This window comes from Fictibacillus sp. BK138 (assembly GCF_004216955.1).
Lineage (GTDB): Bacteria > Bacillota > Bacilli > Bacillales > Fictibacillaceae > Fictibacillus.
The window spans coordinates 2,718,520-2,731,507 of sequence record NZ_SGXL01000001.1 but is presented as its reverse complement, the minus strand read 5'-3'; the positions used below and the strand labels follow the sequence as shown (position 1 = coordinate 2,731,507).

The following is a 12,988-nucleotide window of genomic DNA, read 5'->3' as shown; positions in this document are numbered from 1 at the left end:
CTGACAATCCAAAAGTTTTGGCATTTAATCCACGAGAATTGCCCTTCAATCCAGAAATAGTCGTTTATATATGACGTCTTGATAGAAAACAAAACACGCCAGGATATCATCCAAGGCGTGTTTTCGTGTTTTAATAGGAAGATTCCTCACCTGATCGGTCCCGTTGTTTTACTAGTAAGAAAGAGATTCCAACACCGATAATCACGAGCAGCAGTATCACACCATAGATCACATGAATGCCTGAAGCCAGTATCTCTTGAAGCTTAACGAGCTTTTCGGTCGGTAGACTTCCGTGTTCAAAGGATGCGTTCAGGTTCAGATCATCTTGGCCAGCTTTCTCGGCTTTTGAAAGAGTAATAATATTGAAGATCGTTCCGAATACGGCTGAACCAAGTGTCTGGCTGAACGTGTTGGTAAAGGTATTCGATGCCACAGCCACCCCTCTTTTGCTCGATGGAACAGAGGACTGGATGATCAGCATAAAGACTGGCATCATCAGACCCATTCCGAGCCCAAGCACACCTGATGCTACATAGATCAAGAACTCCGGAGAATGTGCGGTTAACGAGAAAAAGATGGCTGACGCTCCGGCAACAACTGTTAATCCGAGCGTGATGATCCAGTTTTCTTTCATCTTGCCAACGAGATTCCCAACAATCAGCGATCCGAGCGTCCAAAATACCGGAAGAGGCATGAGGATGAATCCTGCTTGAGTTGCGGTTTTCCCCATAACGCCTTGGCTCCAGATCGGCAAGTAAATGGTGATGCTGATAATAATAGCACCGACAATGAGCGTTAACGTGTTCACGATCAGAACACTTCGGTTTTTAAACAGATTGAGCGGAATCAGAGGTTCTGGTGATTTTAATTCAATCCTCACAAATACAATAAACGTAATGAATGCGAAGATGAAAAGTCCGATGATCGTCGGGCTCGTCCATTCCTGCGTCTGGCTTCCAGTGAGGAGGGCATACAAGAAAGCGATCGTTCCGAGCGAAAAAGTTACAGCACCCTTATAATCAATGTAAGGTTTTCCTTTCGTTAGATCTTCCTTATAGTTAACGACGATCATGAAGAACGCAAGAAGACCGAACGGAATGTTTAAGAAAAAGATGTAGCGCCATGAAAGTGTATCCACTAAGAAGCCACCCATCAGTGGTCCTAACACGCCAGCCACTCCCCATACAGCTGAGATCCATCCTTGTGCTTTCGCTCTGTCCTTCGCCTCGGTATAGAGGTCTCCGATGATCGTCATCGTAATCGGCATAACCGCTCCAGCACCAAGACCTTGGATGGCGCGATAGAAGATAAGCTGTTCCATCGACATGGCAATTCCGCAAAGTGCAGAACCGATTAAGAAAAGAACAATTCCAGATAAGATAACCTTCTTTCTGCCGAACAGATCTGCGAGCTTCCCATAGATCGGCGTCGATACAGCAGTCGCGAGCATGTAAACCGCATATACCCAACTCACGAGCTCGATTCCCGAAAGGTCGCTCGTGATTCGCGGTACGGCTGTACTAACGATCGTTCCTTCCATTGCCGCGAGAACCGTAACAAGCAGCAGTGCAGTCATTATTTGTTTTTTCATATGATTCCTCCTCAAAAAACAGGCAAAACATCTATAAAATAAATAAATCGATAAAAACGTTCATCACAACAAAGAAATATATTACCACTAAAGGCTGTTTTAAGCTATTATGTAAAACTTTGAAGTGTTATAGGTAAAATAGGAGGAAGTTTAGTCGGAATATGGGGTTATATAATAAACGAATCTGCAGTTTGAGCGAAAAGGACTTCATTCTGAGCGTAGGTGAGACATTTTGAGCGTACGAAGACGATTCTGAGCGTAACTCGGTGATTTTGAGCGAAGATGGACATTCTTGAGCGAACGTGTAATAAATATAAAAACACGTACCGTAAAAACAAAAAGGAAGAAGCAGATTCGCTTCTTCCTAATCCTTATTCTTCATCTTCGTCTTTTCGTCTTACCCCAGTTGTATCAAAACCAGGCTTCTTTTCGAATTCGTACTCAGCGTTCAATTCTTTTGCAAATTCGTATTCCTCACTGTTTGAATCTGCGATCTGATTCTTTGGAACTTGGGGCAGGGAAGTGATATTCTTATCCTTGTTTCCCTTATGATGGTGGTGTCTCATGCTTCATCACATCCTCTCTAAAAATTTTCGTTCACCTATAGGTTGTGAAATATAAATGTTTTTTATGAAAGGAGAGAATAAAAAGAGCGGTCTGCTAAAACGAAGTGTTTTAACAGACCGCATTAAGTTTACTTTAAACCGTAAGCTTTAATGATTTCTTGAGAAATTTTATTCCCTTCATCATCCCAAGCTGCTGCTCGCAAGGAAACAGATGTACTCATTTTAGGATTGTTGATTTTAGCAATCCAGCGATCATCTGCTCTACGCTCAAGTTTAACAGTTTTCCATGATTCTCCTTCATCAAAGGAAACATCGAGAGTTGCACCTTGCAGGTTACCGTATCCAGCTACATTATCCAGTTTCGCAACAGATAGCTCAAGAGTAGTAGATGGTGCAGCCAGTGTATTTCCGTCCATGTCAGTATCTACTTTGTAATCAAGGGAATAGAACGGAAGCAACGTTTGATAATCTTCATCTTTTCCAGACCAGAATGTCCATTCTGTATGAGTGCTTACAGAATTAGACCAGCGATTTGGATCACGCTTTGCATCGGTTACTAAGCGATATTCTTTTCGTTCTTCAGAAATGCCGCTGAATACAGTTAATGCTTGGCTTTTTCCCTCTTTAATCAGAGTATCACCTTGGTACAGCTTGTGTGTTTGGTTTTTAACCGATTCATCATAACTAGTACCGCCTGTAGATCCATTTCCTGAATCTGCCCAAGCCGGAATGTTAAGCTGGAAGCCGTTTCCAGTACGCTTAGGCGTCCAATAACCAACTCCGAGGCGTGGACGAACAACTGGTGAGAACCAATCTTCTTGAAGCTTTCCGCCTTTTTCATACGTTACAGCTGGTTGTCGAACTTCCCATTGGCTGTCTAATACTTCTGCATGGTGATACCAGCGAGTGTCTTTGACAGCTGATACCCATTCTGTACGAACGGATGGGTAGTCTAATTTGTATAAGAAACCAACAGCTCCAAATGTATGTGGGCGCAGATCATAACGGAATTCTCCGCCTGGCGCTTCACGGTCCGATTTGTAACGCGTGTCGATTTTGACCAATTCCTCGTTTTCAGGCGCATAACTAAGATCTTCCGGAATGCTCCCTTGATGAACATCCATCAAATCATAAACATATGGTGTATTCACTTCACCTTCCACGTTCAGGTGCAAGTTGCCTGAACTTGCTGCCTTAATAAGTTCGTCACCTTCACTTTTACTGATTCCCGCAACAGCCAACGGAATATCTGTGTAATCCGGATTTCCAGCAAACACGCTGAATTCTGTATCTTCATTGTTTACGATAATCAACAGTTTCGCACCTGCTGCGTGTGCGGCAACGGATTGCTGAGGCGGAGTCACTTGTGTGTTTCGGTCAACAACTACAATCTTACCTTTAACATTTATGTTTTGATAATCTGCTTCTGTACCATTTCCTGCATAGACAGTGGACAAGTTATATTTGCCATCAAGAGGTGTGCTGCCTGCCAATGGAATCTCGTCAAGTACTTTCCCTTTAAAATTAATCTCAAGGTAAGGTTTGATTAAACGCCAGCGAGTCAAATATTCAAACTCACCGTTTTCCACTTCTTCAGTCGGAACAGCATACATCTTATCGATCCATACTGGCAATAAGTTAATATGACTCATCGTTTTTCCTTCAATATTTCGGTAGTACTCCATACGCTGGTAGCTTGGTTCTGTGTTTTTTGGCACTTCAACTTTAATTTCGTTAGCTTTTGAGGCATCAAGTTCTACCGTTTGCGGGCCGTTTAATGTAATCTCTGGATTCCCGACTAATGCAATTCCACGGTGATCCGTAGCTGTATCCACTTCCATCATAGCCATTGCAGAATACGTACCAGGGCGTAAACGAAGTTCAGTTGTGCCGTTTACAGCGACGATCTCAGGAATCATATCTTCGCTGAAAAGTGCAGCATACGCAAGGGTAGGATTGCCATTACGGTCCTTAGCATTCAAGGTTAATGAATATTTCTCTTCTTCTTTCAACATACCCATAGAAGTATGAGCGATTTGTTTACCGTTAGCATCTGTAGCCGTTAAATGACCTTCATAACGACTGCCGAATTCACCAAATTGAGGATCCAATGTTACGGTTACGCTTTTTGTGCCATTAGCTGGAACCGTAATCTGTGTCTCAGCCAAAGATAACATGCCGCTTTGTGCAGCATTGCCATTTGCATTTTTAAAATCAGCTTGAAGATTAAGTGTTACAGCTGTGTCAGCATCGTTTGTGTACGTGACTGTTTTTTGTACAGGCTGTGCATCATCATGCGGCCACTTAAAGAAACCGAACGAGATAGAGCCCGTTGCGCGGACTGTGCTGTTTGCTGCTGCCGGAACATCCAAACGTCCAGTACCAATATGATATGGTGAATAATTTAACCTTTTAGATGAACTCATCAATGCTTCTTTTAGCTGAGTGCCTGTCCATTCCGGATTCTTCTGTAAAAGAAGGGCAGCGGCACCTGCAACGTGCGGTGTTGCCATGGATGTACCGCTCATGCTTGTATAAGAACCAGTTCCTGACGAAAGCGCAGAGCGAGCAGCAACAATCCCAACGCCTGGTGCTGACAAGTCTGGCTTTATTGCTTTATCTCCATAACGAGGTCCTTTTGATGTGAAATAGGCAATTTTATCCGATTTATCGACAGCTCCGATCGTTAAAGCAGCATCGGCAGCTCCCGGAGAGCCGATGGCACCTTCATAACCTGCGTTGCCGGCAGCGATAACAAATAGTGTTCCTTTTTCTTCACTTAGACGGTTTACAGCTTGAGCCATCGGGTCTGTTCCGTCACTTGGCTCACTGCTTCCTAAACTCATGCTGACGATCTTCGCGTTATCAGACGCCCATTCCATACCATCGATGATCCAAGAATCTAAACCGCTGCCTGCGTCATTAAGTACTTTACCTACCAATAAACGTGCTTCAGGAGCAACCCCTTTATTTTTCCCTTCAGAAGCTGCGCCTGTACCTAAAACAGTCGAAGCAACATGTGTACCATGTCCATGTTTATCATCCACTGTCTCACCAGGTACAAAACTTTTCGCTTCATCTATCTGTCCAGAAAGATCAGGATGATTTGGATCAATTCCAGAGTCGAGCACAGCTACTTTTACTCCCTTGCCGGTAAAACCTGACTCCCATACAGTGTTGGCTCCAATTTGAGGAATACTTTGCTCTAAATTGGCTTCTACTCGTCCATCCAGCCATATTTTTTCGATTCCTTGTTCAAAAGATAAAGACTCTGAGACTGTTTTTTGTGCTGAATCATATTCAGGCGTAATGTCTTTCCAGAATGTATCCGCTTCCTTTTTTGAAGCCGAAAGGGCAGCGCCGTTAATACTCTCTAACACGCGCGCTTTTTGTGCTCCTTTAGGAGTCGGTTTGTTTTGTTGAGATCTAGCTTTAGATTCCTCATACTCAACGATTACGGGCAATGAACTCATCTTCTTGTCATCGTATCCATTCTTTATTAGTTCAGTGACGTTGAACAAATCCATGTCTAATTTTTCAGCTGCTACATAAGGCATAGCAGAACTTGGAATAACATAAGTATCTTCATCGACAGTTAAAACTTGTGCGCCTGCTCCGTTACGGTCAGCCGGTTCAACGTTGATGATTTGTTTTCCGCCTTCAATGGTTGTAATTTTTACGACATCCCCAGTGATCAACGTGATGGATTGTTCGCCTGAACTTACATCATTTTCGATCACAGTATCTATTGCTGCATGATTAAACGCGGTAACGCTGGTTAGAGGTGATGAAAGCATAACAGTGGATAAGGTTGCTGCAAAAAAACTCTTCATGTTCCATTTTTTCACGGTATATCCTCCTAGTAGATAGAATGTAGTATTTTGAGAGCTAAATATGTAGAAAATGAGTTTACTAGGTTTTGGGCATGAAACACCTCCAATAAGTAAAGAACGTATTCATGAAGATGAAAAAGTTGAAACTGTGGATTAGGCAGGATTCTAGATGAGGATTAATTAAGTTGAATTGTATAGAGATATGTATGGGTTGACAAAGGGGGTTTTGAAGAAGGCCAAGAGACCTATTTTTAAAGAATAATAGCCATTTTTTGTTCTGGAAATCAGAAATAGTAATTCAAATGAACTAAAATTAAAGAGTGAAGTTGGGGTTTTCGATGATAAAAAAACAAAAACACACCCCTTGTGTAGAAGGATATGTTTATTTTGGTGAAACTGGAATTTATTTAATATGAAAAAAAGGAAGAAGTATATTACTTCTCCCTTGCACTTAACTCTGTACCCAGTTCAATGAGCGAATGATTGATCCGCCATACATAATAGAGGTGGTGGATCAAGTCACGCTGAGACTGTTTTCTGCTTGGAGCGAGGCGTTCGATCTGCTCACGCTCGTTTTCAAGACTGTACATAAGAGGTTCTTCCAGTTCAGATCTCTTAAGGAGTTCCATCAACGTATCGATGTTATGTCCAAGCTTTTCTTCGGTCATTTTGAACACGACCACCAATTCCTCTGGATAGTCAAATCCTTTTCGATAAGAGGAAGCTACGAGATGCTTCGCGTAATAATTGATGGCAGAAAGCACCGTGAACCACCGGCTCATATCCGTATGGGCAGGAGAACCTGGCCGCTGCATTAGGGTTTGAGCTTCATCTCTTATAGAATTCAGCTTTTGATCCAGCGTAAATCCTTTTTCAGAAAGCTCTTTAACGTTTACATCCTCGCGAAAACTCTTCACATATTCCGTAATATACGGTTTAAGCTCTTCAAAGAACTCATTGATCGACTCGGCTACTTTTTGTTTCGTTTTCTTCGGAAAAACAATCGTTGAAACAACTAGTGCGATTAAAGCTCCGGCGATCGTATCAAGGACACGGGCACCGATAAGCTCAAACGTAATTCCACCAAGTAAAATATCATACATGAACGCGATCAGCATCGTGATAAACAAACTCATCATCGTGTAAGATACGGTGAGTAAATAAAATGCTAAGAAAATAACGGCAAAAAGTAAAATGACTTCGATTACAGGCTGGCCGGATAACAGCTTTGCCATCAAAAAGCCGATCACTGCCCCAATAATGGTCCCAAGTGAACGCTGGTATCCTTTCGTGTAAATACGGCCGATCGATTCAGTTCCGAGCAGGACGATAAAAGCAGTGAGCAGTACCCAGTACGGCTGGGTAGGAGAGATGAGCTGCCCGATAAGGATGGACAGAACACCAGCGACGAGCGCTTGAAAAGCTTTCCGTGTGGAAGGTTTCAAGCCTGTTTCTTCTTTTGGAGCTTCTTCTTCTAATTTTTCTTCCGTTTCTTCTGATCCAGTTGTGACTGCTTTTTTTCCATTCAAAGCCTGTTGTATCGTAGTAGCACCTTCAACCACATGGTTCGCGATCGATTCAATACGTCTTATTAAAAATACCCAGCCCTTTGGCTCTGAATCACGATTCAAGAGGTCCAGGATCATAAGACGCAGCTTTTGAACAGCCCTTTCGGCTCCTTCTAAATTCTGCCCTTCTTCATTCGGTGCGAGTACATCCGCATCGCGAAGAGCCTGGGTGACCTCGATAAGCAGAGGTCTTATCTCCTCCAGGTCTTGGGCATCGGCATTCTTTAGACTCCGGATCGAATCAGATAATGTTTCAGCAAGCATACCTGTATCAAAGACATATAACCGCAGTTGTGAAGCAGTTAAACCGGGCCACATTTCATTTACATCTTCTGCTTTTATGTACCCCGACACAATTACAGCGTACTCTTTTAGCTTGAGTACATTCTTCTGAATCTCTTTTTTGCGTTTCAGACTTACTTCAGGGTCCTTCATGGCAGTGAGTAAAAGATTAAAAGTAAGATTGCTTTGAAAATGAAAAGAACGAATACTTTTCTTTAAATTTTTTGCCGTACTTTGAAAAAGAATAAAATTCACCACATACGCATAGAGGATACCGATCGTGATGCCTGCGAAAAACCAAGGCAGCTGGTTGCTGTGCAGCTTCAAAACAGACGAAATGTAAACGGTCATAAATGCGATCATCGATAATGAAAAATACCGCACACCAAACCGCGTCAAATAAAAACTGCAGAAAATAATAATGATCATCATCGCATCGATGTAATACGCATTACCAGATAAAGAGCCGATCGTTATCCCAAACATGGCAGAAGGGGCCATCAGTAAGGTGGTAATCTTCATCTTTTCCTTCGTGTCATCCATGACCGCCATGATTCCGAGCAATCCAGCCATACCGGAAACGATGGCAGGTGTGATCACGGAATTTCCAGTAGTCCGCAAGATCAATAGCGTTGTGAAAACGGAGGCGATCAAGCTGATCGTCGCGCGGCTCGCTTTATAAAAGCGGATCTGTCCCGGGTCAGATGCGAGCAGCCTTCCGAGCCAGTCATTTTTTCTATGAAGTTCTCTCATCCATTTCACCCTGTTTCTCCCTATAAATAATAAGTATCATCCTACCACACGCTTATTTATTATCCCAAGTTATTGCCTTTTACTCCTCTAAACATGCATGGGAGAAAGCAGTTTACTTATTTGGAGAGGAATATCCTTCCAAACAATGGAATATAGAGAGGATAGGTTTTTTAATGCAAAAGCAGCATCTACTTTTAAATAGAGGTGATAACTATGGAAAAGTGCGTATACTTCAATGACAATTTTTTCTCTTCGGGGAAAACGGATATTTACAATGAATCACAAGAAAGAATCGGAGAAATTGATTTAAAGAGTGCATTCGGTTCGAGTTTGAACGTAGAGAATGAAAGAGGAGAAGTTGTGGTCGAAGGAAGCTTTCCTTTCTTCTCGGGAAGATGGAATATCAAACAGTCAGATGGGACTGAGTTAGGCGAAGTGAAATCGTCATTCCCTTTTTTCCAAAGCGGTATCATTATCTCACCTATGACGCCACATATGAGATCGAATCCCCTGCATTTTCAAAAGAATACACCATTCTTAATGAAAATAAATCGGAAGCAGCAACGTTCAAAAAAGTGAACGGTTTCTTTCAATCTGCAGCTTTCGAATTGAGAAATTACTCAGATTCACTAACAACAGAAGAACTGATCGCGGTTGTAATGGGAGTTAATGCGATCGAGAAACGCAATAGTTCAAATGCCGGCGGAGGAGCCGTTACATAAAACGAATCTTAAAGGAGAGTAACGAGTTTTGATTACTAGATTCCTTATTATATTAGTAGTCCTGTTTCTAACCGCTTGCCAAGATCATGAAAACAGAGTGTACGTGCATTGGGGAGAAGCAGGAGAAAATGTGGTTGAGAGATTGAGCGAAAACGGGATTGATTACAAGTTGAAAAATGGAGAAGTCTATATTCCAAGAGATCAATTGAAAAAAGCGACGTATTGCTGTACATAGCGTATTAAAAGCCTTTTAACTCAGTAGAAATTTAAAGTAAAACGTACTTGTTTACATAGGAGGGGTGGCCGTGATATACGGGTTCATTGCTTTTCTTTTGATTTTTATTACACTTTTAGGAATCGAGGTCCAGCTCAAAAAGAATCATAAACAAAATGAAAGAATAGCAGAATTGCTGGAAGAAATAAAAGAAAATCAGCGTTACTAAACAAATAGGATTTTGATCAGCAGGAGGTACAGGTTGAAAAGAAGAACAAAAATAATATTTGCTTCACTAATCGGTTCTATTTTAATAGCAGCGTGTTATGTGAAATATGGACTTATCTGGAACTACTTTTATTACAAACAAGAATTTGAAGATGTGCTTGAATACAAGTACGATAAGCCTGTAATCATCAAAAACATGAGTTTTGAAATGCTTTATAATGAATATCATGCTTACGCTTATTTTGAAGAGAATCCTGAAGTCGTCTTCCATGTCGGACAAACCGGAAAAAACAAACAGATAGAAGACGCTTTTGAATATGAGCTTTTTAGAATAAAAGTTTCCTCAGATATTAAATCGGTCGTGGATAGATTGTTGCCAGACAACAAGCATGCTCGAGCCGAATTGATGGATGAGACGAAAAAAGAAATCGAAGTGGTTATCTGGCATGATAAGGGTGTTAGTATAGAAACAAAAAAGAAATTAATAAAAGCTATTACAGACCAAGGATACGAAGTTAAAAACATGACGATCACAAATGAGTACCAAGAACGCTAGTACCTCACTCAATAAAATAAGATGACCGACCGTATAAAGGAAAAGGGGAGTTGAAATATGACTTATATCGTGCAATATGCGATAGCCATCTTTACGTTTTTGTTTTCAACATTTTCAGCTTGGTATGAAGGAAGCGAGTTAAGAAATGTTCAATGGGAGTGGAATCACACGGCTATTTTCTCGAGATGGATGAACGGAACGGTAACAGCTCCATCAGATATTTCCGGACTCGACCATTTTATTTATGCAGCGAAATTCAAGCCGGTCTTTCCAATGCTCATGGCAGTTAGCGGATTGTACATAATGATACTAACAGCAACATGGCTGCTAAAGAATCAAAGGAACAAACTGTTTATGTTCTTTAGTATACTGGGACTGTTATTAATCTTTACGAGTTTACTTACTTATCAATCACCAACAAAAGGACTGGAATTGTTTACGTTGCTGTTTATCGTAACCGGGTTAATGAGTATCATGGCTTCGGCTGTTATCAAAGTAAAGTTGCCAATAAAAGAAAATATCTATTAATTGTTTTTGCTCATTGCACACAATCTTGAGAAAAAAGAAAGACTTATAAACCATTTTGTTTTCTTGTAACGTTAATGATGGTAATGAACAGTTAGAAGAAAACAGAGGTGGAATATGTCAAATATAAAAATAGAATCACCCAAAATTCATCCTGACCAAAAGAGTGCGAACTTCCAGGATATCTTCTATGAAGAAGAACAGGAACTCATAAACTGTACAGTCGTTAATTCCCAAGCAGACAATGAGGTAATGGATAAGGTTGTATTTTCAAAAGTTTTTTTTAAGAATACCACTTTTATAAATTGTACGTTTATGAACATCGATATGACGGATGTGGTTTTTGAAAATTGTAATCTATCGAATACACGGATGTGTGAAGGGATTATACATAGAGTCACGTTTAAGGAATGCAAATTGTTAGGTGTGGATTTTTCAGGCGCTCATATTGGAAACGTCCTTTTCGAAAATTGTGATTTGAAACTGAGCAATTTTACAGAGGCGCGGTTCAAACAAGCTGGATTCGAGGGAGCGTCATTAAGAAGTGCTAATTTTTTCGATGCTAAGTTGAATAAGGTTCGTTTGCAAAACTGCGATCTGAATGATGTGGACTTTACACAAACGATGTTAAAAGGCATTGATATAAGCACGTGCATCTATGAGCAGATCAATGTCACTGCTGAAAGTTTAAAAGGATACGAAGTTTCACCCCACCAAGCGATAGGATTCTCAAGATTGTTAGGACTTAAAATTAAAGAGTAATAGAAAAAAGACGTCCAACAGGACGTCTTTTGTGCGTATTGCGGCGAGAGACAGCACTCCACATAGTGCCTTGCCAAAAAGGCGCGTCAATCTCGTCTTATGCAAATTAGCTCATCGCATGATTTAGTATATCACCCTTCACGCTGAATGAGAAGGGGGTACCTATCTTTTGATATAGGCATATGATAATCCCATAAGTCTTTGAAGGGAATGAGCAGAGTGTATAATTCTTACTACCGGAATGACCATTCACAAGCAGAAGCTTTACTAATGAGTATTCAAAGAGAAGCTTCAGCGATCAATTTATACCAGAGGCTAGCACATACTGCACCTAATGAGCATCATAGGAATCACATTCTTTATGCACTTGAAGGCAAACAAAATCATCTACAGCAATTTACAGAGCTTTATCTTTCTCTTACGGGATCTCAGCCAGAATATCGCGTAGATCCGATAGCGTTTTATAGTTACAAAGATGGATTAAGAATCGCTTATGAAGCGGAATTAGAAGGTTCTCATGCTTATCAGAACCATTTCCAGCGCAGTGAAAACCCTTATGTTCAGCAAGTTTTTATGCAAGTTTTCTCAGAAAAAAAGGAAAGTGCAGCTCGAATGGAATGGTTATACAGAGATACTCCAGCGGAAATTAGAGATTATGGAGGAAAACCGTTAGTTATTAATATTGATGAGGCTTCTAAACAAAATAATACGTATCGTACGGCTTTATGGACTGGCGAGCATCTGCAAGTAACCTTGATGAGTATAGATGTTGGAGATGACATCGGATTAGAAGTTCATCCGAATACGGATCAATTTTTACGGATCGAAGAAGGTGAAGGAATCGTTCAGATGGGAGATTCCCAAAATCAACTTGATTTTGTAGTTCAAGCATATGACGATTTTGCCATCATGATTCCTGCGGGGAAGTGGCACAACTTAACGAATACAGGGAATAAACCACTCAAAATTTATGCGATCTATGCACCGCCTGAACATCCATTCGGAACCGTTCACCCTACAAAAGCGGCGGCCATGGCTGCTGAAGCAAGTGAATAAATAAGAGCCCAGATAACCTTATCTGGGCTCTTATTTATTAAATTCTTGAAACAGTTTCCTCTGTTTCATATAATCAATGGCTTTTGTTTTGTTTTTCTGATTAGCAATATGTTCTGCTTCTTTCTTCTCCCTGTAATAGTTGTGAAATGTTTCTTCAAGTAGAATACCTTCTGAAATAGCTGCTTTAACTGCACACTCATTCTCACTTGTATGTGTACAATCAGTATACTTACATCTTGTAGATAATTCTAAAATCATAGGATATTCTTTCTCAATGTTTTCAGAATTAGTTACATCGGATCCCTTTTTATAAGATTTCATTATTAAATCCC

The 12,988-nt window shown here is 40.8% G+C and carries 12 protein-coding genes; 7 read left to right on the top strand and 5 right to left on the bottom strand.

What is annotated here, in order from left to right:
• Positions 1-130: 130 nt before the first annotated feature.
• The 4 genes from EV282_RS13720 to EV282_RS13705 form a co-directional block, all read right to left on the bottom strand.
• Positions 131-1,591, bottom strand: coding sequence for an MDR family MFS transporter (locus EV282_RS13720; RefSeq protein WP_130296334.1), 1,461 nt, complete (start codon positions 1,589-1,591; stop codon positions 131-133).
• A 371-nt stretch (positions 1,592-1,962) separates the two neighbouring features.
• Positions 1,963-2,157: a YfhD family protein gene (locus EV282_RS13715; RefSeq protein ID WP_130296333.1), complete on the bottom strand. Its 195-nt coding sequence runs from the start codon at positions 2,155-2,157 to the stop codon at positions 1,963-1,965.
• A 128-nt stretch (positions 2,158-2,285) separates the two neighbouring features.
• Positions 2,286-6,005, bottom strand: coding sequence for a S8 family peptidase (locus EV282_RS13710; RefSeq protein ID WP_242611879.1), 3,720 nt, complete (start codon positions 6,003-6,005; stop codon positions 2,286-2,288).
• 419 nt (positions 6,006-6,424) lie between these two features.
• Positions 6,425-8,593, bottom strand: coding sequence for an FUSC family protein (locus tag EV282_RS13705; protein WP_165389516.1), 2,169 nt, complete (start codon positions 8,591-8,593; stop codon positions 6,425-6,427).
• Between the two features lie 213 nt (positions 8,594-8,806).
• Between EV282_RS13705 and EV282_RS13700 the strand changes: the two genes are divergently transcribed.
• The 7 genes from EV282_RS13700 to EV282_RS13675 all read left to right on the top strand — a co-directional run bounded on the left by EV282_RS13700 (position 8,807) and on the right by EV282_RS13675 (position 12,656).
• On the top strand, positions 8,807-9,172 hold the full coding sequence (locus EV282_RS13700; RefSeq protein ID WP_242611878.1) for a hypothetical protein: 366 nt from the start codon (positions 8,807-8,809) through the stop codon (positions 9,170-9,172).
• 171 nt (positions 9,173-9,343) lie between these two features.
• A complete protein-coding gene (locus tag EV282_RS13695) occupies positions 9,344-9,550 on the top strand; it encodes a hypothetical protein (protein ID WP_130296332.1) in 207 nt (68 codons plus the stop codon).
• A 70-nt stretch (positions 9,551-9,620) separates the two neighbouring features.
• Positions 9,621-9,758: a hypothetical protein gene (locus EV282_RS20310; protein ID WP_165389467.1), complete on the top strand. Its 138-nt coding sequence runs from the start codon at positions 9,621-9,623 to the stop codon at positions 9,756-9,758.
• A 33-nt stretch (positions 9,759-9,791) separates the two neighbouring features.
• Complete coding sequence (locus EV282_RS13690; protein ID WP_130296331.1) at positions 9,792-10,313, top strand: hypothetical protein; 522 nt, start codon at positions 9,792-9,794, stop codon at positions 10,311-10,313.
• Positions 10,314-10,370: 57 nt separating this feature from the next.
• Entirely contained in the window at positions 10,371-10,841 is a 471-nt protein-coding gene (locus EV282_RS13685) for a YjdJ family protein (protein ID WP_130296330.1), read from the top strand.
• Positions 10,842-10,955: 114 nt separating this feature from the next.
• Positions 10,956-11,600: a pentapeptide repeat-containing protein gene (locus EV282_RS13680; RefSeq protein ID WP_130296329.1), complete on the top strand. Its 645-nt coding sequence runs from the start codon at positions 10,956-10,958 to the stop codon at positions 11,598-11,600.
• Positions 11,601-11,870: 270 nt separating this feature from the next.
• The gene (locus tag EV282_RS13675) at positions 11,871-12,656 is read left to right on the top strand and encodes a cupin domain-containing protein (RefSeq protein ID WP_226537498.1); all 786 of its coding nucleotides are present in this window, start codon (positions 11,871-11,873) and stop codon (positions 12,654-12,656) included.
• Between the two features lie 30 nt (positions 12,657-12,686).
• Here the strand turns inward: EV282_RS13675 and EV282_RS13670 are convergent, their stop codons facing one another.
• Positions 12,687-12,977, bottom strand: coding sequence for a hypothetical protein (locus tag EV282_RS13670; RefSeq protein ID WP_413466173.1), 291 nt, complete (start codon positions 12,975-12,977; stop codon positions 12,687-12,689).
• Between the last annotated feature and the right edge of the window lie 11 nt (positions 12,978-12,988).